Genomic DNA, 22,108 nt, shown 5'->3' with positions numbered 1-22,108 from the left:
AACGCTTCATGTTGAAAAATAGGGCGCTTGTGAAGTAAAACGGCAGTTTCATGAAAAAGTCTAATATGACATGGATTTTGAAATATTTTCAAATAAAAATGATATGGTAAAAAAAATCATTCCGATTTCATTGGCTTTTTTGCTAATTACAACTAATCCAATGTCAGCTGAGGCAAGAATGTTTGGCAGAGAAACTTATCTTAGTGTTGCTATTTCAGATGGACAGTGTGCATATATAAGACATTATTATCGTAGTTATTTTTTTGGGTTGTAACTGAAGAGGGATATTATGATGAATTAGTAGGCTGCATTTAGATTTGATATTGACTAAAGAATTAAAACCAAAATGATTAGACTATTTATTTTATTTTTTTCATTCTTGATATTTAATAGTTGTAAGTCTAGTCCTAAATTTCCTTTACTTGAAAAAGAATATCAAAATGATACATTGGTTTTCTATGTATTCGATAAGTTAAATAATCCAATTGAATTAGCTGGTGCGGTTTATCTAAACCGAAAAATAGGTTCTTTTTCAAGCTCCATTGGTAAAATTGTATTGCCAGTCATTAATGATGACTCCATCAAAATAACCTGTTTAGGATATAGGGATACAGTAATCAGTATTCAAAAAGTAAAGTTGACTAATCTGATTTTTCTACAAATAAACCCCAATGTTTTACCTGATCTAAATATTCGTAATTACACATTATTGCCTCGATTAGAAGAAGCAGGTTTTTTTAAGGATGTTAGTAAAAATTTTTGTATAAATCAATATGGATCTCAAATTGCTGTAATGATTGATAATACCCCTAAAAAAGGGATATTAAATCAAATTCAAATTAGGCATCAAAAAACAACCTATGAAAGTTATTTGCGAATTCATATCTACGAAAATGATCCTTTAACCAATCTGCCAGATAAAGACATATTTGACTCAATAATTATTTGTAGAATAATTCCAAAAACAAATAAAACAATAATTGATTTAAGCAAAGCCCGCATTAATGTGAGTAATATAATTTTTCACATTGGAATTGATTTTCTTGGCAAAAAGGATTTTATTGACGGGTCATACTTACAATATAATAGACAGGCCATTGAACCGTTTATTTTATTAACAAATAATTACCAAGAAGAGCGTACGTCTATCAATTTTATGTCCAAAAAGTGGAGCAGGTATTTTGTAGTGAATGATCCAAAAGGTATTAAGCAAATCACAAACGCAATAGTTTCGTGCAAAATCCAGCAAATTAAATAAAGGTCATTATGCAGTCTTTGGTTTCTTAAAGATAGCGTACACTTCAATCAAAAGCCCTACTACAATTAAAATAGGTGCAATCGTAATTCGGGTTTTGCTATAGACTTCGGTATTAGAAAATACACTTGGATCATCACTCTTTCCACCACTCATTAAATACATACCCAGGGCAATGACAATGCCGCCAATCAGCATGAACAAAAAGTTTTCTTTTGCAAAAAGGGGGGTGGTGTTATTGTTTGCGCTCATATGAATTCTTTATAGATTTTTAAAATTTGTTCTTATTTGAATTGAGTTAAACAATTTAGCTTAATACAAATCATCCAGTTTCATTTTCAGGTATTTCAATACACTTCTGTGTGTGCTTAAAAGAGAAATTCCCACACCCAGAATAATCAACCCGCCAAACAAGAGTAAGGTATGATTGGTATTGCGGATGGCTGTTAATTGAGGGAACTGTGCTTCCGCCCAGCCAATTAAAGAGAACATCAACACAATGGCAATTCCCGAGCTAATCAGCCCATTGATAATGGCGCGGATATTGAGCGGCCTGGCTATAAAAGACTGTGTGGCTCCCACCATCTGCATGGTCTTGATTAAAAAACGATTGCTGAACATGGCCAGACGAATCGTATTGTCTATACTTACTATTACAATTATGCAAAGCGTAATGGCTACAACCAGAAAGATCAGGCCAATTTTAGAGGCTCTTTCATTTAAACTGGTTACCAGGCTTTGCGGGTATTGTAAGTCTGTAATCTGATTGCCATAAGCAGCCATTAAATCGGCGCTGATTACTGCAAGGCTGTCTTTGTTTACGTATTCTGCTTTTGCATAAAAGTCGATGCTTTCCGGTAAGGGATTTACATCCAGGATCTTTGCCCAGTCTTCGTTGTTCTCTTTGTTCCAGATTTCCTTTGCAGTGTTTTTATCTACATACACCACATTCTTGGCGTAGGGCTTGCCCGCAATGTATTGCTGAATCTGTGCAATGGTATCTTTGTTCAGGGTACGCATATAGGCACTTAAACGAATATCTTCCTTGAACGTATTACCTACTGCGTTCAGATTTAAAAAGAACCAGCCCATGATTCCCATAATCAGTAAAACAAGGGCCACGCCCACAACGGTATAGATATAATTGGGTTTTCCCCGCTTGAGTGATGCTTTTCCTGCCTGCGCCATATTGTATTCCTTTTTTAACCGCTGCCGGGCAACGGTGGTCTGCTTTCAAACGTTACAAATGTAGGGTTTTGACGGCTAATGACTTACATTTGCACCCTTAAACCTGCCTTGAAAATAAGCGAATATTTTCCGGCAGGCGTTAAAGAAACGCAAATAAATAAAAAGGGCAGGCAAGATGGACTATCAATTCAGAGCGATTGAACAAAAATGGCAGGAATCCTGGAAAGAATCCGGGGCATATACGGTTCCCAATAAGAGCGATAAACCCAAGTATTATGTATTAGACATGTTTCCTTATCCAAGCGGTGCAGGATTGCATGTGGGACATCCGTTGGGGTATATTGCATCCGATATTTTCAGTCGCTACAAAAGACTCAAGGGGTTCAATGTATTGCATCCCATGGGATATGATGCATTTGGATTGCCTGCTGAACAATATGCCATTGAGCATGGCGTACATCCGGCCGTGAGTACCGTGCAGAATATCAATAATTTTAGAAAGCAATTAGACAATATAGGATTTTCTTACGATTGGAGCAGGGAAGTAAGAACCTGTGAGCCGGATTACCACAAATGGACCCAGTGGATTTTTCTGCAATTGTTCAATTCCTTTTTTAATCGTCAGCTTCAAAAAGCTACGCCCATCAATGAACTAATTGCTTCTTTTGAAAAAGAAGGAAACAGTGTGCATCCTTGCCCTGCCAACGACCAATTAGCTTTTACCGCTGCAGAATGGAAAGCCTTTTCTGAAAAAGAGCAGCAGGATATTTTAATGCAATACCGTTTGGCTTTCTGTGGTTACGGTGAAGTGAACTGGTGCGAAGCTTTGGGTACCGTGCTGGCCAATGATGAAGTAGTGAATGGATTGAGTGAACGTGGTGGCCATCCGGTGGTTAAGAAAAAATTGCGTCAGTGGTACTTACGCATTACTGAATATGCAGACCGGTTAATTGAAGGGCTGGATCAAATTGAATTCAGCGAAGCCATGCGCGAAATGCAGACCAACTGGATTGGTAAATCCTATGGGGCAGAAATAGATTTTGCCATTGCAGATTACGAAGCAGGCAGTAAGCTAAGAGTGTACACTACCAGACCCGATACCATTTTCGGAGTAGACTTTATGGTGGTGGCACCTGAACACGAATTGATTGATCAGATCACTACGCCGGAGCAAAAAGAAGCAGTTGAAGCTTATATAGCTTATGTAAAGAGCCGCAGTGACAGAGAACGTCAGGCAGAAAAGAAAATTACCGGCTGCTTCACAGGGGCGTATGCATTGAATCCGTTTAACCAGCGAAGAATTCCTATTTGGATTTCTGAATACGTATTGGCGGGTTATGGAACCGGAGCCATCATGGCAGTACCTTGTGGTGACGATAGAGATTTCAAGTTTGCCAAACATTTCAATATTCCCATCACCAATATAATCGGAGAACATTTCAACGGAGAGGAAGCCAATTCCACCAAAGAAGTGGCTTTGAGTAATTCTGAATTCCTGAATGGTATTTTGTTGAAAGATGCCATTGCCATTGTGATTGAGAAGTTGGTGGAAATGGGCATTGGCAAACGCAAAGTGAATTATAAAATGCGCGATGCGGCGTTTAGCAGACAACGTTACTGGGGAGAACCATTTCCAATTATCTGGAAAGATGGAATCGCTTATCCTTTGGACGAAGCTAAACTGCCATTGACATTGCCGCAAGTAGATAGTTATGCACCTGGTCCGGAGGGAGAAGGACCGCTGGCCAATATTCCGGAATGGATTCATCAGTTTGATGCGGTTGTTCCGGGCGGCGCACTCGAAACCAATACCATGCCTGGCTATGCGGGCAGTAGCTGGTATTTCCTGCGTTATATGGATCCGCACAACAAGGATAGTTTCTGCGATAGAAAAGTAAGCGATTACTGGAATCAGGTTGATTTATACATCGGAGGAACAGAACATGCAGTGGGGCACTTGCTGTACAGCAGAATGTGGACCAAAGTATTGTTCGATTTAGGGCATATTGGATTTGACGAGCCTTTCAGGAAATTATTGAATCAGGGAATGATTCAGGGTAGTTCCAGATTTGTGTATCGAAACAAACAGAATCCCAATGAATTTATTTCTGCCGGATTAATTGATCAATATGAAACCATTCCATTGCACGTAGATGTAAACTTTGTGGATGGATTTGAATTGGATATTGCTTCTTTCAAATCATGGAGAAATGGGGAGTATGCCAACGCAACTTTTGTGTTGGAAAACGGCAAATACCTCTGCGGTGCAGAAGTAGAGAAAATGTCGAAGAGCAAATTCAATACCGTTAATCCGGATGTGTTGGTAGAGAAATATGGTGCCGATACTTTCCGTATGTATGAAATGTTCTTAGGTCCTGTTGACCAGAGCAAGCCCTGGGATACCAAAGGGATTGAAGGGGTTCACCGTTTCCTGAAAAAGCTCTGGCGTCTGTTTTATGATGAGTTAAAGGGAAAAGTCTGGAACGAAGACAGTCCCAATCCCGCAGAACTAAAAGTACTGCATAAAACAATTATAAAAATTCAGGAAGATACCGAGCGCTTCAGTTTCAATACGGCAGTAAGTACTTTCATGATTTGCGTGAATGAACTGGCCGATTTAAAGTGTAATAAGAAAGCCATTTTGGAGCAAATGTTGATTTTGCTTACGCCTTATGCACCGCATATCAGTGAAGAACTCTGGCATTTAATTGGCAACGAAGGCTCAGTACTGGATGCAACGTTCCCGGTATTTAATGCATCTTATGTGCAGGAATCTTCCAAAGATTATCCGGTAAGTATTAATGGAAGGGTAAGAACCAATATTAACTTGCCAGTGGATATGGAATCAGCGGAAGCAGAGAAAGAAGTGCTGGCCAATGAGCTGGTTCAGAAATGGCTGGAAGGGAAACCGGTGAAAAAATTCATTTTTGTAAAAGGTAGAATGATCAATGTCGTTGTATAAAATTTTTCTGGGCTTAGCCCTTGTAGTGAGTGTTAGCGTGAATGCCCAGGAAGCGGATGTGCCAACGCCTAAAAAGACGTTCAGGAATTTCATTAATCCGGATTCTCTGCCTTTGATGAATTTAAGAGTAGTTCCTATTCCTATTTTTACATCTACTCCTGAAACAGGGATACGTATTGGCGGTGCATTGGAATATTTTTTCAATGCGAAAGAAAAAGATAGTGAGGCAAGAGGGTCCTATTTGCATGGTCAGTTTACGTACAGTACCAAGGGACAGATTGAAGTGAAAGGAACCTGGCAGGTTTTTACCAGAGGGGAAAGATTCGTGTACCGGGGTTCTGCAGGGTATAGTACTTATAACGACCGTTTCTGGGGCATTGGAAACAATACGGTTGCAGAAGCCAATTTTTTACCACAGGACTATAGCCGTATTTTTCTGGAATCCCGAACCTATCGGTTGTTGAGGAATAAATGGTATGCTGGTTTAAAGCTCGATTATAATGATGTATACCAGGTGGTTAATAAACGCCCCTTAAGCCCATCAGAACAAAACGTTGCCGGAATTAATGGTAGTAAGACTTTGGGGATTGGACCTGCTATTTTGTATGAGGGCCGTGATTTTCCATTCAGCGCTCATAGTGGTAGCTATGCTGAATTCTATTATGCCCGCAATATTTCATTTAAGAATAATCCTTTTGATTTTAATACCTGGTTCTTAGACCTTCGCAAATACTTTCCACTAAGCCCTAATAGCACATTGGCTTTTCAGTTAAGTAGTATTCATACCACGGGTAATGTGCCTGTTCGCGAATTGCCTCGTGTAGGTGGTTCCGTACTGATGCGTGGGTATTTTACCGGGCGTTTCAGAGATAAGTCTTTTACTGCATTACAGGCAGAGTACCGCTTTCCCATCTGGAAATGGATATCTGGTGCAGCTTTTGGTTCGGCCGGATTTATTGATCATTCTATCGGAAATTATTCCACTTCTAATTTAATTAAAGCAGGCGGAATGGGGTTGCGTTTTGTGGTGAATAAGAAAAACAGAATGATTCTCCGCCTGGATTATGCCAGAAATGGCACAGAAGGAGGTGCTTATTATATTAGATTGAACGAGGCATTTTAATTCATTCCTCACCCGCTTCCTGCATATTTATTATATTCACGGTTCAAAAATTGTTCCATGAATAAATATATTTTTTCCATGGGGATGCTGCTGCTTGCAGTTCCTTCCATGGCACAGAACAAAATGATCAGCAAGGCTGATTTAATGGCTAATAAGTTGCCTGAAAATTTTCAAAATCCGCTTCCTCGTTTCATGAAATGGCTGGATGATGACCGTGTAATTCTGAATCAGAAAATACATCCGGATTCGGCCAGTAAAAATTATGTTATGGAAGTGAAAACAGGTAAACTGATGCTCGCAACGCCTGATCAGATGAAAGGGGCTGCTCCTCCGGCAAAATCTGTTTCTGTAAAAAAAGGGGATTTATTTTACAAGGACGGAGACGTTGAGAAGCAAATTACTTTTGATGCTGCAGAAGAAAAAAATCCCACTTTTTCTCCGGACAGTGCTTATATCGCTTACACAAAATCAAACGACTTATATACCTACCATATTCCTAGTGCAAAGGAAACCCGCTTAACCAATACCGGTTCAAGTACTTCTTTGAATGGCTATGCCAGCTGGGTGTACTGGGAAGAAATCTTTGGTAGAGGAACTCGTTATCGGGCATTCTGGTGGAATCCCAACAGCAAGCAATTGGCATATATGCATTTTGATGAAAGCATGGTACCGATGTTCCCTATCTATAGCAGCGAAGGACAACATGGTTTTATTGAAGAAACCCGTTATCCTAAACCTGGAGATAAAAACCCGGAGGTAAAACTGGGCTTTGTTGCAGCCGATGGAGGCAATACAACCTGGGCAGATTTTAATCCGAAAGAAGACCAGTATTTTGGCTGGCCTGTTTGGAGAATTGATGGAAGCAGCTTGTTGGTTCAGTGGATCAACAGAGGTCAGGATCATCTGAAAATATTTGATGTAAATCCTGGCTCCGGTGGCAAAAAAATTATGTACGAAGAACAACAGAAAACCTGGGTGGATCTGGAAGACAGAGCAGGTCAGCGTTTTACCTTCCTAAAGTCTAAGCCTGCATTTATATTGGAGAGCGATAAAACAGGCTGGAACCATTTATACCTTCACAACAATGATGGCAGCTTAATCAACCCAATCACATCCGGAGATTTTACCGTGTTGAGCACAGAGCTGATTGATGAGAAAAACGGATTGGTATATTTTACAGCCAGAGGAAAGGAGAATACGGCTCGTATAGATTTATACAGTGTAAAATTGAACGGTGCAGAACTAAAGCGCCTGACTTTTGGTGAGTTTGATCACTCCCAGGTAAGACTTTCTCCGAACGGAAAATACTTTGTAACTACTTATAGCAATACTACCACTCCTTTCAAAATGAGTCTGGTAGATAATAAAGGCAAAATTGTCCGTGAATTGGGTGATGCAAAAGGATCAGCTATGGGCGAATACCAGATTGCTAAAACAGAATTCATTCGCATTAAGAGTGCAGATGGTTTGTTTGAATTGCCTGCACAGGTAACCTGGCCTGCGAATATGGATCCTAATAAAAAGTATCCAATGCTGGTAGACATTTACGGTGGCCCTAATGCCGGCAATACCTGGGACAGATGGTCCTGGAATGCAACCCGTGAAATGTATGCACAGGAAGGATTGATTCATGTGAAATTTGATCATCGTGCCAGTGGTCATTTTGGTAAAGCGGGCGTTAATTATATGCACCGCAACTTAGGATTCTGGGAAATGCAGGATTATATGCAAATGGCTAAATGGTTTATCCAGAAGGGATATGCAGATCCAACCAAAATTGCCATCACCGGCTTTAGCTACGGCGGTTACATGAGTGCTTATGCCCTAACTTATGGTTCATCTGTATTTACCCATGCAATGGCTGGCGGATCGGTGGTAGACTGGAGTTTATACGATAGCCACTATACAGAGAAGTTCATGGACACGCCTGCAGAAAATCCGGACGGATACAAGAGCAGCAGTGTATTAAGCCATATTGACAAGTTTAAAGGAACCTTACAGCTGGTTCACGGTACTATGGACGACAATGTTCATATGCAGAACAGTATTCAGCTGGTAAGTGCTTTACAGGACAAGGGTAAGGATTTTGAATTCATGTTGTATCCTGGTGGAAGACATGGATGGAGTGGTCCTAAAGGAAATCATTTCAATAACCTGAAGACCAAGTTTATCTATAAACATTTATTGGAAAAAGAAGTGCCAAAGGGCATGTTGAGATAAACGGCAACCTGAATGTATTAAAAGCCATCCATTTATATGGGTGGCTTTTTTTGTTATACAATTACGCTTACTTTCAATATTCAATTTATTTTATGAGTATCAAGAAAATATGGGTATTGCTGGGCATTACTGTTCAAACCCTCTCCGCACAAACTGTAGCACCCCGTTTTTTATCGCACCCGGTTTTAACACCTGATGCGCAAACCGTTGTATTTAGTTTTGAAGGGGATCTTTGGAAGGCATCGGTACAGGATGGCCAGGCTACTCGCTTAACCGCCATGCAGGGCTATGAAACCGCACCCCGTATTTCTCCGGATGGTAAATGGCTGGCATTTACCGGAGAGCAAATGGGGAATGCCGATGTATACATTATGCCACTGTCGGGTGGTGATGTAAAACAACTGACTTTTCACAGTGCATCTGATCAGGTTGCCAATTTTAGCTGGGATAGTAAAACCATTTTTTTACTTCAAACCGTTATGGTATTGCTTCAGCATATACCGTTTCTATTAATGGGGGTACGCCTAAAAAATTGTTCGGCGATCATTATTTTCTGATGGACCATTTGGTTGCAGAGCATCCAGTTTCCGGAGATATTTATTTTAATGATACCTGGGAAAGTAATAATCAGGTAGCCAGAAAAAGATACAAGGGACCTTTTAATCCGGATATTCAATCCTATAATTTAAAAACAAAGCAATACCAGAAGCATACCAACTGGGAGGGTAAGGATTTTGCTGCTACCATTGACCAGAAGGGTAATATTTATTTTATTTCCGATGAAGCTAATGGAGAATATAATTTGTATAGTCTGGATAAAGGAAAGAAAATGGCGCTTACGCAGTTTGCCACTTCTATTAAAACACCGATGGTAAGTGCTAACGGAACCAGTGTTGTTTTTGAAAAAGATTATCAATTGTGGTTGTATGATGTTGTTGGTAAGAAGGCAAAACCTTTGAATATTCAACTTTATAGAAATCAGGTATTGCCAGCCCAGAAAGAATACGATGTGCGAGGAAAAATTTCGGCCTTTGATCTTTCCCCGGATGGGAAAAAACTGGCTTTTATTTCCAGAGGTGAATTGTTTGTTAGTGATGCAGACGGGAAATTCATTAAGCAAATTCAGCGCAACAATACAGAAAGAGCAAGAGAGGTTAAATGGTTGTCGGACAATCAAACCTTGCTTTATAATGAAACCGCAGGCGGATACCTGAATATTTTTTCTGTAGCTGCCAATGGAACAGCTTCTCCTAAAAAAATTACTCAGTCCAATAAAGACAATCGTTCTCTTGTATTGAACAAGTCCAGATCTAAAATGGTTTATCTGAGCGGCAGAGACGAAGTGGTTTTAATGGACACCAAAACTTTTGAAAGCAAGACCATTGCAAAAGAAGAAATATGGGCTATGCAAAATTCAAGTCCTGGCTTTTCTCCGAACGATGAATATGTTTTATTTACTGCAGTACGCAACTTTGAACAGGATATTTTTATTCACCATATTGCTCAAAACAAAACCTATAACTTAACCAATACGGGCGTATCAGAAGCAGATCCGGTATGGAGTCCGGACGGCAAGTCTATTTATTTTATTAGTAACAGAACCAGGCCTGCCTATCCATTTGGCATGAATAATCCAAGAATTTTTAAAATGCCTTTAGAGAAATTAGATGACCCCTATCGTTCCGATAAATTTGATGAGCTCTTTAAGTCTGCCAAAAAAGATTCTGCTAAAACTGTTTCTGTGTCTATTGATTTTACAGGGTTGATGGAGCGGCTGGAACAGGTAGGTCCTTCTTTTGGTTCTCAGTATTTGCTTTCAGTTTTGCAAAAGGGAGACAAAACTTCTGTACTCTATCTGAGTGATCATGCAGAAGGAAAGCCTTCGCTTTGGAAAACGGTGATTGATCCCTTTGAAAATCCCAAGACCGAAAAAATTGCAGGCATTGATGCGAATAGTATTGAGTTTGCTGAAGCAGGGGAGAAATTGATGTTATTGGGTAACGGAACGCTTTATAAACTAAATCTGGATGGCAATAAAGCTGATCCTGTTATCATTGCACAGAGTTTTCAAAGAAGCCTGAAAGGGGAGTTTGAACAAATTTTTGAAGAAACATGGGCACAGGTAGAGCAAAATTTTTATGATGAGCAATTTCATGGTATCAACTGGCAGGAAACAAAGAAAAAGTATGCTTCCTATTTACCTTACTTAAATACCAGGGCCGATTTAAGAGTGCTGCTTAATGATATGCTGGGTGAACTGAATTCCTCACACCAGGGTTTTAGTTCAAATGGCGAAGAGGAAACCATTCGTCTGGTAAACCGTACAATGGAAACAGGAATTGTGTTTGAAAATGATCAGCCTTATGTTGTAAAAAGAATTATTGCCAATTCACAGGCCGATAAAAAAAGCATGGACATACAGCCAGGTGACGTCTTAATTAAAGTGAACAACGAAGCAGTGGATATTACTAAAGACAGAAACAGTTATTTCAGCAAAGCCAGCTTTGACCGGGAAATCAATCTGGTCTTTGATAGAAAAGGCAAAACAATATCTGTGAATATTCATCCGCAAAGAACGGTGGCCCCTGAATTATACAATGAATGGAGCAAAGCCAATCAGGAAGAGGTGAATGCGAGAACCAAGAAAAGAATTGCCTATCATCATATGAAAGATATGGGCACAAGAGAATTAGAGCAATTCCTGATTGATATGACACAGGATTTGTATCAGAAAGACGGATTGATTCTGGATTTGCGCTACAATACCGGAGGAAATGTGCACGACGAAGTGCTGAAGTTTTTAAGTCAGAAGACCTATTTACGCTGGAAATACAGAGAAGGAAAGTTAACTCCTCAGTCTAATTTCGGGCCTTCGGATAAGCCCATTGTTTTACTAATCAATGAACAATCATTAAGTGATGCAGAAATGACGGCTGCGGGATTCAAAGCTTTGAAGCTGGGCAAAGTGATTGGCATGCCTACCTATCGCTGGATTATATTTACCAGTGGCGCAGGATTGGTAGATGGCTCATTTGTGAGACTACCCAGCTGGGGTTGTTATAGTTTAGATGGAAAAGATTTGGAATTAACCGGAGTAGAACCTGATATATTCGTGCCATTGAACTTCCAGGATAAAGTTAATAAGCGAGATCCTCAGTTAGACAAAGCCATAGAGGAAGTTTTAAAGCAGTTAAAATAGGTTATATTGGGTATATGTATTTTGATTTTAACTGGCGAAGTGGGTTATTGTTGATTTTTTTCTTTCATGGTTTGGTATATGCTTTTTTATTGTTCCGGAAAGCATATCAGCATGAAAGAGCCTCTGATAATTGGCTGGGATTTATCTTATTAATGAGTGTGCTGTACATCTGTCCCTGGATGCTTGGATTTGCTGGCTGGTATTGGGGCTGGGAATGTATGGAGTGTAGAAATTTTATGTTCTACTTTCCCATGAATCACACACTATTGATGGGGCCTGCTATTTTTATCTATATCAAATCTTTATTGAACCCTAGTTTTGTTTTTTCTAAAAAAGACCGCTATCATTTTATACCCGGGACGCTGTATATCCTGTGGACGATAATAGTTGCAGTAACTGACCAACTGATTCTGAAGCGCTATTATTTAATGGACGGGCAAAATGATCCTGATTTTGATACCTGGTACCAGGTAATAGGTTTTTTTAGTTTGATGGTTTACTTGTTGCTGAGCCTTAGATATTATTTGAATTATCGGGCTTTTATTGATCAGGAGCTTTCTTATGCAGACAATTTGCACTTTACCTGGATTAGAAATTTTCTGATTGCCTGTTTCCTTTATTTTTTTGCTACCATTACTTTGGATGTATTAAGACTGCTGGGTTTCGATATTGGGTATCAGGATACCTGGTGGTATTATTTGCTTTTTGCTCTTATCTTCTACTATATCGGTATTACAGGATATGCGAACTCAATAGAGCAAAAGAAGAAATTTGAAGTAGATTTTTACCGCTATCAAACAGAGGAAACAGCACTGACTGACGGATACGAAGTAAATGCGAATTTGGAGGAAACCGTCAATGAAACCGCGACAAGTACAAAATTGGATACTGACCTTCAAGCAACTGACAGTCCTGTTCCGCCAGAATGGAAAGCGAAACTGGAAAAGGCAATGGTGTTAGAGAAACTATACCGGAATCCTGAGCTTACTTTGAGCGATCTTGCCATTCATCTGGGAACCAATCCCTCTTTTTTATCTAAAATGATCAACCGGAGTTTTGAAAAAAATTTCAATGATTTCGTTAATGAATACAGGGTAATGGAAGTAAAAGAACAACTATCCAATCCTGAGCTGGCGAACTTAACTATTATGAGCCTTGCCTATGATGCTGGCTTTAACAGTAAGGCTACTTTCAATAGAGCCTTTAAAAAATTTACAGGAGACAGCCCTAAAACGTATCAAATTAAATAATTCACTTTACTAAGTTCTTGATTTTCAATGCTTCATAATTTGATACCTGCTTGAATGGTCTCAAATAATGATATGAGGCGGTCAGCCCTATTTGTGTTTGCATTTTGCACCCACAAATGAAAATCATGCAATATTTACTGACTGCTTATTTATTCTTGATTGGTGCGATTGCCCAAGCACAATCTATCCCAGTTGAAGACACTTTGAAATCTACTTCTACTTCAGAAGTAACGGTGATTGCGAATAAGCAATTCATCAGAACCCTGGTAGATAAAACGGTATTGAATATTTCGGCAAAGCCTTCTTCAGCTGGGCAAAATGCATTAGACCTGTTAAAAATTGCTCCCGGTGTGGTAGTTGATCCCAATGAAAATATTCAAATGGGAGGCAAAAATGGGGTAACTGTTTTAATTGACAATCAGAATATGCAACTGTCTGCGCAAGATCTTGCCCAATTACTGAAAAGTATTGAATCGGATAATATCAAAGAAATTGAATTTATTACAAACCCTTCAGCTAAATATGATGCATCAGGAAATGCGGGCATCATCAATATTATTTTGAAAAAAAGTTTGACCAATGGTTTTAATGGCTCAGTTACGGGGAATTTTACACAGAGCACCCATCATAGAAGGAGTGGATCAGTCAATGTGAATTTTAGAAAAAATCAATGGAATTGGTTTGGAAATCTGGGCATAAATAAAGGATATCAGGAAACCATTGCTAATAATGATCGATTATTGCCGGCACAAATAATGACTCAACGTGGTATTGAACAGGATGATTTTGGTGGAAATAATAACAGGGTAGGTGTAGATTATGCCCTGAATAAAAGAACCACTATTGGATTACTTTGGTTGCAAAATAGTCGCTTTACCAATATGACGAATCGTAATCTCACTTCTATTCAATCCATTGGAGGTATAGATAGCAGTGTATTTACATTTAGCGATGCACCTGGTAATATTAAAAGGAATAATTATAATGCCAATTATAGATGGGTAAATGGTCAGCAACAAAGCCTGAACATCGATGCAGATTATACCCGTTTTTATTCTTCTTTAAATAACCTGGTCAATATTAACGCAGGTTCGGTAACTGGTGTAAATAGATATAATACTGCATTGAATAATGAAGCCAGTGTACGGATACAAATCAGCAGTATTAGAGCAGATTATATGCATCAATTAACTAGCAAAATAAAATTGGAAACAGGTTTTAAATCAGTTTATTCTGCAGCTACCAATCGATTATTCGTAAATCAACAAATTAATCAAGTTTGGAAAGCCGATACAGGAAAGTCTAATCAATTTCAATTTAAAGAATACATTCATGCTGCCTATTTCAGCCTGCAAGCCAAATACAATCGGTGGTCATTTCAAGCAGGCCTAAGAGCTGAACAAACAAAAGTGAATGGTTTATCAACTGCTTTAAATAAGGTACAAACTGTAAAACCTGATACCAGTTATCTCAGTTTATTTCCAACAGTATTTGTTCAATACCAAATTAATCAAGACAATCAATTGGGTTTTGCATTTACGAAAAGAATTGATCGCCCCAGTTACCAGGATCAAAATCCATTTATTTATCAGTTGGATGCATTTAACAGTGAGCAGGGGAATCCATATTTAATTCCACAAATCACTTATAGTGCAGAGTTGAGTTATACATATAAATATGCTGCCAACTTCAAAATTCAATATGGGATTACTAATAAATATATAGAACAATTGACTTATCAGGTTGGAAAAAATACCATTTTAGCACCACAAAATACAGGAAGCAGAAGAATGCTAAATATCAGTATCAGTAGTCCTGTTACTGTAAATAATTGGTGGAATATGTATTTCAGCTTATCTCCATTTTATCAATCTTATTCTGTTGTACTCAACGGTTTTGGAACAGTAGAAAATCGTTCGCAGAGCAGTTGGGGAATGAATGGATACATGAGTCAGAATTTTAATTTAGGACACAAGTGGAATTTTGATATCAGTAGCTGGTATAATTTTCAAAATGCAACTACCATCTATCGATCCAAAGCTTTAGGTAGTATAAATATTGGAGTCAGTAAAAAAGTTTTCAAGGATCAGGCAACCATCAAATTAGCTATTGCCGATTTGTTGAATACCCAACGTTGGGAGCAAAACGCTATTACCAATACACTCAACTTAAATACCTATCGTAAATGGGAAAGCAGGAATATAGCAATCAGTTTCAGCTATCGTTTTGGAAATAATAAAATTAAAAGTGCCAGAGAAAGAGAAATGGGATCAAATGCTGAAATAGATCGCATCAAACAATGAAAAAAATAAAAAGTCATTAAAGTGAATTAAATACTATTTGCATTAACTTAAGACATTTACTGAGGTAAGTTTGCAAAAATGAATGGCATGGATTCAAACAGTTTTTATTTCTGGTTAAACCAACAAACCAATTTAGCGATTGAGCCGGTGGTAGATTTCAATCCCCAACGGGACAAACTGTTAGCATTGGATTTTACTGAACAAAACAAGGCATTAACATCTGCCTTAATAGCAGATACCAATCTTTTCTCTGCGTATATTCAGCAACAATTGAATGAGGCGGATGCATTATATGGTATAGGTGGTTATAACGAACACAGAACTGTATATGCAAGAAGCAGGGTGTTTGACGGGGTAAGTGAAACGGATGCCAGATGTATCCATCTTGGCGTTGATATATGGGGCAAAGCCAGAACTCCTGTAGCTGCCCCGCTGGATGGAACGGTTCATAGTTTTGCATTCAATGAAGCCTACGGAGATTATGGAGCTACCATTCTTCTGGCACACCAGATAAACGGCGCAGCATTTCATACACTCTATGGGCACTTATCTCTGGCAGATATAGCCAATTTAAAGGAAGGGGATTTTATTGCAGCAGGAAAAGTCTTTGCCCATTTTGGAGAGCCTGCAGAGAATGGTCAATGGCCTCCACATTTGCATTTTCAGATTATCCTGAACATGCAGGGTAAGAAAGGAGACTATCCCGGTGTATGTAGTATCGCAGAAAGAGAAAATTATTTGCAAAACTGTCCTGATCCGGATGCCTTTCTGAATATGATTCAATGGGCGCAACCTGCGCTTTAGTTTTTTCTTATGATTGATTTTGCTGATTAGGTACAAAGTCTGGCTTCTCCCATTGTTTAATGATATGCGATTGAATCGTGTGAATACCAGTTTTGGAATGACCTGCAAAGTAGAGCATGCTTCTGGCAATGGCTTTGGCATGTACGGGTAAATATTTTTTAAACCTGCCTTTCATAATCGGCATGGCTTTTAATGCAAAGAATATTCCCAACTCTTCCAGCCATCTCGATTCTTTTCTCGGCCCCAGGATGAAAGAGGGTTGGAAAATATAAATGGAGCTATAGTTGAGCTGCTTTAAAGCTTCTTCTAATTTTCCTTTGGTCCGGTTGTAGAATACACTTGATTTAGGATTGGCTCCGGCTGCGGTAATCACCAGCAACCGTTTGCTGCCTGCATATAGCTGTAGTTTGGCTATATGAAGTGGAGCATGTAAGTCTATTAGCGTAAAAGCTTCCCTGGTTTTTACGGTTTTGATGGTTGCCCCTAAACAGCAGTAAACATCATCAGCTTCTGTCCAGGATTCAATGGTGGCAAAGTTTACCAGCTGTTCTACCAGTTTAGGGTGCACTCTCCCTAATGGCTTGCGCACATAAATGGTAACCTGACTGTATAAGTCGGAATCTAACAGCATTTCAAGCAAATAAGACCCTGTTAATCCACTTGCTCCTAATACCAACGCTTTTCTTTGCACCTTGCTTTAATTTTATCAAAGATAAGGACTGCTTTATTTGTACTTTTGAAGAGTTATGTCAAATAATAATCTGAACAGCGATTTGAATGGATTAAATGCTTCTGAAAGGGAGTTTGAAAATACCATTCGCCCCAGGGAAATCGACGAATTTTCCGGGCAGCCCCAGTTAATTGAGAATCTGGTGATTTTTATTAAGGCTGCCAAAATCAGGGGAGAAGCGCTGGATCATATCTTATTTCATGGCCCCCCGGGCTTGGGTAAAACAACGCTGAGCCGTATTGTTGCCAATGAGTTGGGGGTAAGCATCAAGGAAACTTCAGGACCGGTAATTGAAAAACCCGGTGATCTGGCTGGTCTGCTGACCAATTTGCAACCCAATGACGTACTTTTTATAGATGAAATTCATAGACTGAGTACGGTAGTTGAAGAGTATCTGTATTCTGCAATGGAAGATTTCAAAATCGATATCATGATTGATTCTGGTCCCAATGCCAGAAGCATACAGATTAATCTGAATCCCTTTACGCTGGTAGGTGCAACCACCCGGAGTGGTTTATTAACGGCACCTTTGCTTTCCAGATTCGGTATAAAATCTCGCCTGGAATATTATGGGGCAACCGTTTTGCAAAAGATTATTGAGAGAAGTGCATCTATATTGGGTACTCAAATTACCATTGATGCAGCAGCTGAAATTGCCGGCCGAAGCAGGGGTACACCTAGAATTGCCAATGGCTTGCTCAGAAGAGTACGTGATTTTGCACAGGTATTGAACGATGGAAAAATTGATCTGGGCATTACACAGCATGCCTTGAAAGCTTTGAATGTAGATGCGCATGGACTGGACGAAATGGACAACCGTATCTTATCTGCTATTATCAATAAATTCAAAGGAGGTCCTGTTGGAATTACTACCATTGCAACTGCAGTGGGCGAAGAGCCTGGTACCATTGAAGAAGTGTATGAACCTTTTTTAATTCAGGAAGGCTTTTTACAAAGAACCCCCAGGGGAAGAGAAGCTACTTTGAAAGCTTATAATCACCTGGGGATTGTTATGAAAAGAGGGGAAGCCGGGGAACTTTTCAGTTAGGGCATCCCTAATTTTTAAATCTACTATGGGGCAACAAGTCTGAAGCCGTTTCCATGAATATTAACAATTTCAATATTGCTGTCTTCTTTTAAATACTTGCGGAGTTTGGCAATGTAAACGTCCATGCTTCTTCCGTTGAAATAAGTATCACTTCCCCATATTTTTTTCAATGCTCTTTCACGGGGGAGCAAATCATTTTTGTGTTCCGCAAGCATCTTTAAAAGTTCATTTTCTTTAGGAGAAAGGGTTTGCATGGTTGTGCCATTTTTTAGCTCTCTCAGCTTGGGATTAAAATGATAAGTGCCTAAATCAAATTCAACATTGTCATTGATTTTATTTTCTTCCTCGTTTCTTTTCAGAATCGCTCTTATTTTCAATAACAGTACTTCGCTGTCGAAGGGTTTGGTGATATAATCATCAGCACCCAGTTTGTACCCCTGGATAATATCGTCTTTCATGGTTTTTGCACTTAGGAAAAACAAAGGCACATCAGGATCAATATCTCTGATTTCTTCCGCCAGGGTAAATCCATCCATATTGGGCATCATTACATCTAATAAGCAGATGTCGAATTTCTCGCGTTGAAATGCTGCCAGACCCAATCTGCCGTCACGCTCTAAAGTAACTTCGTATTCGTTCAATTCCAGGTAGTTTTTTAATACCATACCCAGGTTTGTATCGTCTTCGCAAAGTAGAATTTTGTACTGTCTTTTATCTTCCATTGGAATTATTTTGAGTGAAATAACAATAATTTACGAAAATTATCTCTTTGAGGGGCTGCAATCTTTTGTTAAATATAATCCGCTATTTTTTTACAAATTGCTTATCGGTAAGGGCTTTTAAAAAATTTACCAGATCACTTTTGTCTTGCTGACTCAGGTTGAGGGGCTCTCTTAAAGTGCTGTCGATATTAATGGGTTTGGGAACAAATTTGTAAGGGTTGTCGTAATACTCAACTACTTCTTCCAAAGTTTTAAACATTCCATTGTGCATATAAGGGGCCGTAACCGCCACATTCCGGAGTCCCGGCGTTTTAAATTTACCCAGATCTTCCTTGTTTTTGGTAATGGCATAACGTCCCTCGTCTACGAGTGAAACTCCGTCGTACAATCCAATATTTTTAAAGTCATCATTGGTAAAATCCGTTCCGTTATGGCAATCAAAACATTTGGTTTTATCGCTAACAAATAGTTGACGGCCTCTCTCTGCAGATTCACTCATCTGATCCAAATCGAAGTCTGACTCATCGGTTTCCAGGGTGTTCTGAAAAGCTGCCAATGCCTGTCCCAGATTTTTTGCATTGGGTGTCTGCTTAAAAATTGCCATAAAAAGAGACCGGTAGGTTTTGCTTTCATTCAATCTTTTAACGGCTTCCTTAATGGGCAAATTCATTTCTACCGGGTTCTCAATGGGCATGATTGCCTGAGCTTCCAGGGTTGCTGCCCTGCCATCCCAGAAAAATGGATCATGACCTCTGAGATTCATTACTGTTGGGGCATTGCGGCTTCCCGGTGTAGCCCCCACACCTAAGCTGATGGCTAAGGTGTCTGCAAAACCATAAGCTGGGATATGACAGCTGGCGCAACTGATGCTATTGTCTTTGGAGAGAATGGGGTCAGAAAAAAGTTTTTTGCCTAACTGGGCTTTGGTCTTTATTGGGGTGGGGGGATTAAAGCCGACGCTAAAGGCAACAGCCAGTCCCAATCCTCCTATCACCCACCATTTTTTCATTGGACAAAAATACAACTTAGCCCATGCTTTTTTTCAATTCTACTGCTTTTTCATAAAAACGATGAAGAAGCCCAAAAAGAATGCCAATCCAAACAATATCCCGCGAATGATTATTTCCATATCGGTTAAACTCAATTTGACCGTTTGTTAAGGCCTCAACCTGTGTGTTGATAAAATAGCTGCTGATGTAAAAACGAAAAAGCAAATAATACAACTCCCCCATATCAACTTCAGCCATTTCAGATTGGATTCAAATACTTCTAAAGTATTGCCCAGTCCCATGAATAGTTTAAGGGCCGTTATTCCTGCAATACAGACAACCAGCCAGACAAGTGGTTCAAAAGCATTCAGATTGGGCCAAAATAAGCGTTGCATCACACTCGGATTTTTGATTTCCAAAACAGTCTCTTGTGTCATAAGTGTTGCCTTGTTAAAACGAAGTAAGGTCTGAGGTTCCTGAATACTTAATTTTTGCTTCACTGGCAGGTGTAGGGTATATTCTTCACTTAGTAATGAACTGAAAAACCCCCATCCGCCTAATACAATACAAATGAATCCTACAAATTTGTAGATTAACCAGTTTGAATTAAAGATATTACGAAACATAAGGAATTCTTTGAATGAAAATAACAATGTGGTGGTAGCTGATAAAATTTATTTTGAACCCTCTCTGGCATTGTCTATTTTAGAAAAAAATGATTGGTATGAGTAATGTACATGCTTTTTTAGAAGCCATTCAAAAAGGCTATCAGTTTAAAGGTGAATTTGTGAAGATTGGTTGTGGCATTTTAAATGGAGAAGTAGTGCCCGAAGCTAATATTTATTTACCCTTAAAAACCTTGAACCGTCACGGATTAATTGCCGGTGCAACAGGAACAGGTAAAACCAAAACGCTTCAATTGATTAGTGAATGTTTAAGTGACAACAGTGTGCCTGTGATGCTCATGGATATAAAAGGCGACTTGAGTGGAATTGCTGCAGAAGGAGTAATGAACGATAAAATTCAGGAGCGAATTGCAAAAATGAATCTGTCCTGGAAGCCCACTGCCTATCCGGTTGAATTACTAACCCTAACAGGGAATCATGGTGTAAGATTAAGGGCAACGGTTTCTGAATTTGGTCCTGTTTTGCTGAGTAAAATTTTGGGATTGAATGATACGCAGGGGGGGCTGGTATCCATGATTTTTAAATACTGCGATGATACTGCCATGCCCTTACTCGATCTGAAAGACTTTATTAAAGTGCTTCAATTCATAGGCAATGAAGGAAAGGCGGAAATGGAAAAGGACTATGGAAAAATTTCTACTACTTCCACGGGTACCATTCTCAGAAAAGTAATTGAATTGCAACAGCAGGGAGCAGATATATTTTTTGGCGAGAAAAGTTTTGAAGTTGATGATTTAATGCGAATTAATGATGAAGGTCGGGGGATGATTAATATCCTTAGGGTAACTGATATGCAGGACAAACCCAAATTGTTCTCCACCTTTATGTTGCAGTTGCTGGCAGAGCTTTACGCCAGTTGTCCTGAAGAAGGTGATCTGGATAAACCCAAGCTGGTGTTGTTCATTGATGAAGCGCATCTGATTTTTCAGGAAGCTTCTGACGCTTTGTTGCAACAGCTGGAAACCGTCATTAAATTAATCCGTTCTAAAGGAGTAGGCATTTTCTTTTGCACCCAGAATCCGCAGGATATTCCGCCTTCCATTCTAAGTCAACTGGGTTTGAAAGTGCAACATGCATTGCGTGCTTTTACAGCTGCGGATAGAAAAACCATCAAACAGGCTGCAGAGAATTTTCCGGAGTCTGAATTTTATGAGGTGGATGAACTCCTTACACAGTTGGGTATTGGAGAAGCATTGGTTACTTTATTAAATGAAAAAGGAATTCCGACTCCGTTGGTTCATACCTTGTTGAATCCACCTCAAAGCAGGATGGATATTTTGTCAGATGCAGAAATCAATGCCATCAATGCAAAGAGTAAACTGGTGGCCAAATACAACCAGGAAATCGATAGCCTGAGTGCTTATGAAATACTGAATCAGAAATTAGCGGAAGCACAAGCTATCACAGCTGAGCGTGCTGCAGAAAAAGTGCAGGAAAAACAATCGCAGGAATCTTCTTCCGCAACTGAAGCCTTCTTTGACAATCCTATTGTAAAGCAGGTGGGCAGAACAGCAGCCAGTATCATTACGCGCAGTTTGCTGGGGGCATTGGGGTTGGGTGGCAGATCAGGTTCCGGAAGAACAACAAGAAGAAGGTAAAGTGGTAGTACTTTGCTAATGAAAAGTACTA

18 protein-coding genes are annotated in these 22,108 nt (G+C 39.4%); 12 read left to right on the top strand and 6 right to left on the bottom strand.

From position 1 onward, the window contains the following. Positions 1 to 70 precede the first annotated feature (70 nt). Positions 71 to 274, top strand: coding sequence for a hypothetical protein (locus F777_RS0114415; protein WP_026752661.1), 204 nt, complete (start codon positions 71 to 73; stop codon positions 272 to 274). Between the two features lie 72 nt (positions 275 to 346). Next, on the top strand, positions 347 to 1,258 hold the full coding sequence (locus tag F777_RS0114410; RefSeq protein WP_026752660.1) for a hypothetical protein: 912 nt from the start codon (positions 347 to 349) through the stop codon (positions 1,256 to 1,258). 6 nt (positions 1,259 to 1,264) lie between these two features. Here F777_RS0114410 and F777_RS0114405 read toward each other — a convergent pair whose 3' ends face one another. Both F777_RS0114405 and F777_RS0114400 read right to left on the bottom strand, forming a co-directional pair. After that, positions 1,265 to 1,507 carry a DUF3098 domain-containing protein gene (locus F777_RS0114405; RefSeq protein ID WP_026752659.1) on the bottom strand — a complete coding sequence of 81 codons (243 nt, stop codon included), beginning with the start codon at positions 1,505 to 1,507 and terminating at the stop codon, positions 1,265 to 1,267. 60 nt (positions 1,508 to 1,567) lie between these two features. Beyond that, positions 1,568 to 2,443, bottom strand: a complete 876-nt coding sequence (locus F777_RS0114400) for a cell division protein FtsX (protein WP_026752658.1) — start codon at positions 2,441 to 2,443, stop codon at positions 1,568 to 1,570. A gap of 175 nt (positions 2,444 to 2,618) precedes the next feature. On the opposite strand from F777_RS0114400, the gene leuS reads away from it, so the two are divergent. From leuS to F777_RS0114365, 8 genes are all read left to right on the top strand, one after another. Then, entirely contained in the window at positions 2,619 to 5,405 is a 2,787-nt protein-coding gene (leuS, locus tag F777_RS0114395; RefSeq protein ID WP_026752657.1) for a leucine--tRNA ligase, read from the top strand. Beyond that, the gene (locus tag F777_RS17475; protein WP_051408638.1) at positions 5,392 to 6,528 is read left to right on the top strand and encodes a BamA/TamA family outer membrane protein; all 1,137 of its coding nucleotides are present in this window, start codon (positions 5,392 to 5,394) and stop codon (positions 6,526 to 6,528) included. The genes leuS and F777_RS17475 overlap by 14 nt, the downstream gene beginning before the upstream one ends. A gap of 57 nt (positions 6,529 to 6,585) precedes the next feature. After that, complete coding sequence (locus F777_RS0114385; protein ID WP_026752656.1) at positions 6,586 to 8,748, top strand: S9 family peptidase; 2,163 nt, start codon at positions 6,586 to 6,588, stop codon at positions 8,746 to 8,748. Positions 8,749 to 8,840: 92 nt separating this feature from the next. After that, entirely contained in the window at positions 8,841 to 9,305 is a 465-nt protein-coding gene (locus F777_RS18265; protein WP_201767617.1) for a DPP IV N-terminal domain-containing protein, read from the top strand. Further along, positions 9,305 to 11,947: a S41 family peptidase gene (locus F777_RS16920; RefSeq protein WP_201767616.1), complete on the top strand. Its 2,643-nt coding sequence runs from the start codon at positions 9,305 to 9,307 to the stop codon at positions 11,945 to 11,947. Before F777_RS18265 ends, F777_RS16920 begins: the two co-directional genes overlap by 1 nt. 14 nt (positions 11,948 to 11,961) lie before the next feature. Continuing rightward, complete coding sequence (locus F777_RS0114375; protein WP_026752655.1) at positions 11,962 to 13,197, top strand: helix-turn-helix domain-containing protein; 1,236 nt, start codon at positions 11,962 to 11,964, stop codon at positions 13,195 to 13,197. Between the two features lie 125 nt (positions 13,198 to 13,322). Then, positions 13,323 to 15,500: an outer membrane beta-barrel protein gene (locus tag F777_RS16915; RefSeq protein WP_161631523.1), complete on the top strand. Its 2,178-nt coding sequence runs from the start codon at positions 13,323 to 13,325 to the stop codon at positions 15,498 to 15,500. A gap of 87 nt (positions 15,501 to 15,587) precedes the next feature. Beyond that, a complete protein-coding gene (locus F777_RS0114365) occupies positions 15,588 to 16,304 on the top strand; it encodes a peptidoglycan DD-metalloendopeptidase family protein (RefSeq protein ID WP_026752654.1) in 717 nt (238 codons plus the stop codon). A 7-nt stretch (positions 16,305 to 16,311) separates the two neighbouring features. Here the strand turns inward: F777_RS0114365 and F777_RS16910 are convergent, their stop codons facing one another. After that, a complete protein-coding gene (locus tag F777_RS16910; protein ID WP_051408636.1) occupies positions 16,312 to 16,995 on the bottom strand; it encodes a Rossmann-fold NAD(P)-binding domain-containing protein in 684 nt (227 codons plus the stop codon). Between the two features lie 55 nt (positions 16,996 to 17,050). Between F777_RS16910 and ruvB the strand changes: the two genes are divergently transcribed. Continuing rightward, positions 17,051 to 18,082 carry a Holliday junction branch migration DNA helicase RuvB gene (gene ruvB / locus F777_RS0114355; protein WP_026752653.1) on the top strand — a complete coding sequence of 344 codons (1,032 nt, stop codon included), beginning with the start codon at positions 17,051 to 17,053 and terminating at the stop codon, positions 18,080 to 18,082. 23 nt (positions 18,083 to 18,105) lie between these two features. Here ruvB and F777_RS0114350 read toward each other — a convergent pair whose 3' ends face one another. The 3 genes from F777_RS0114350 to F777_RS0114340 form a co-directional block, all read right to left on the bottom strand. Further along, entirely contained in the window at positions 18,106 to 18,804 is a 699-nt protein-coding gene (locus tag F777_RS0114350; RefSeq protein WP_026752652.1) for a response regulator transcription factor, read from the bottom strand. Between the two features lie 82 nt (positions 18,805 to 18,886). Continuing rightward, positions 18,887 to 19,813, bottom strand: a complete 927-nt coding sequence (locus F777_RS0114345) for a cytochrome-c peroxidase (RefSeq protein ID WP_026752651.1) — start codon at positions 19,811 to 19,813, stop codon at positions 18,887 to 18,889. 147 nt (positions 19,814 to 19,960) lie between these two features. After that, a complete protein-coding gene (locus F777_RS0114340; RefSeq protein WP_026752650.1) occupies positions 19,961 to 20,419 on the bottom strand; it encodes a hypothetical protein in 459 nt (152 codons plus the stop codon). Positions 20,420 to 20,517: 98 nt separating this feature from the next. Between F777_RS0114340 and F777_RS0114335 the strand changes: the two genes are divergently transcribed. Next, complete coding sequence (locus F777_RS0114335) at positions 20,518 to 22,077, top strand: helicase HerA-like domain-containing protein (protein ID WP_026752649.1); 1,560 nt, start codon at positions 20,518 to 20,520, stop codon at positions 22,075 to 22,077. The last annotated feature ends 31 nt before the right edge of the window (positions 22,078 to 22,108 follow it).

Origin of the sequence: Sediminibacterium sp. C3, from assembly GCF_000508085.1 — a bacterium.
In the GTDB taxonomy this organism is placed as follows: domain Bacteria; phylum Bacteroidota; class Bacteroidia; order Chitinophagales; family Chitinophagaceae; genus Sediminibacterium.
Note: the sequence above shows the minus strand (reverse complement) of the source record. Positions and strands in the feature narration are given on the sequence as shown.

What these genes read in the sequence shown, in the direction of transcription:
- F777_RS0114385 (WP_026752656.1), top strand. Translation starts at nt 6,586, where the DNA reads ATGAATAAATATATTTTTTCCATGGGGATGCTGCTGCTTGCAGTTCCT.
- F777_RS0114415 (WP_026752661.1), top strand. Translation starts at nt 71, where the DNA reads ATGGATTTTGAAATATTTTCAAATAAAAATGATATGGTAAAAAAAATC.
- F777_RS16915 (WP_161631523.1), top strand. Translation starts at nt 13,323, where the DNA reads ATGCAATATTTACTGACTGCTTATTTATTCTTGATTGGTGCGATTGCC.
- F777_RS0114335 (WP_026752649.1), top strand. Translation starts at nt 20,518, where the DNA reads ATGAGTAATGTACATGCTTTTTTAGAAGCCATTCAAAAAGGCTATCAG.
- F777_RS0114345 (WP_026752651.1), bottom strand. Translation starts at nt 19,813, where the DNA reads ATGAAAAAATGGTGGGTGATAGGAGGATTGGGACTGGCTGTTGCCTTT.
- F777_RS0114365 (WP_026752654.1), top strand. Translation starts at nt 15,588, where the DNA reads ATGGATTCAAACAGTTTTTATTTCTGGTTAAACCAACAAACCAATTTA.
- F777_RS0114340 (WP_026752650.1), bottom strand. Translation starts at nt 20,419, where the DNA reads ATGTTTCGTAATATCTTTAATTCAAACTGGTTAATCTACAAATTTGTA.
- F777_RS16920 (WP_201767616.1), top strand. Translation starts at nt 9,305, where the DNA reads ATGGACCATTTGGTTGCAGAGCATCCAGTTTCCGGAGATATTTATTTT.
- F777_RS0114400 (WP_026752658.1), bottom strand. Translation starts at nt 2,443, where the DNA reads ATGGCGCAGGCAGGAAAAGCATCACTCAAGCGGGGAAAACCCAATTAT.
- F777_RS0114410 (WP_026752660.1), top strand. Translation starts at nt 347, where the DNA reads ATGATTAGACTATTTATTTTATTTTTTTCATTCTTGATATTTAATAGT.
- F777_RS18265 (WP_201767617.1), top strand. Translation starts at nt 8,841, where the DNA reads ATGAGTATCAAGAAAATATGGGTATTGCTGGGCATTACTGTTCAAACC.
- F777_RS0114405 (WP_026752659.1), bottom strand. Translation starts at nt 1,507, where the DNA reads ATGAGCGCAAACAATAACACCACCCCCCTTTTTGCAAAAGAAAACTTT.
- leuS (WP_026752657.1), top strand. Translation starts at nt 2,619, where the DNA reads ATGGACTATCAATTCAGAGCGATTGAACAAAAATGGCAGGAATCCTGG.
- F777_RS0114350 (WP_026752652.1), bottom strand. Translation starts at nt 18,804, where the DNA reads ATGGAAGATAAAAGACAGTACAAAATTCTACTTTGCGAAGACGATACA.
- F777_RS17475 (WP_051408638.1), top strand. Translation starts at nt 5,392, where the DNA reads ATGTCGTTGTATAAAATTTTTCTGGGCTTAGCCCTTGTAGTGAGTGTT.
- ruvB (WP_026752653.1), top strand. Translation starts at nt 17,051, where the DNA reads ATGTCAAATAATAATCTGAACAGCGATTTGAATGGATTAAATGCTTCT.
- F777_RS0114375 (WP_026752655.1), top strand. Translation starts at nt 11,962, where the DNA reads ATGTATTTTGATTTTAACTGGCGAAGTGGGTTATTGTTGATTTTTTTC.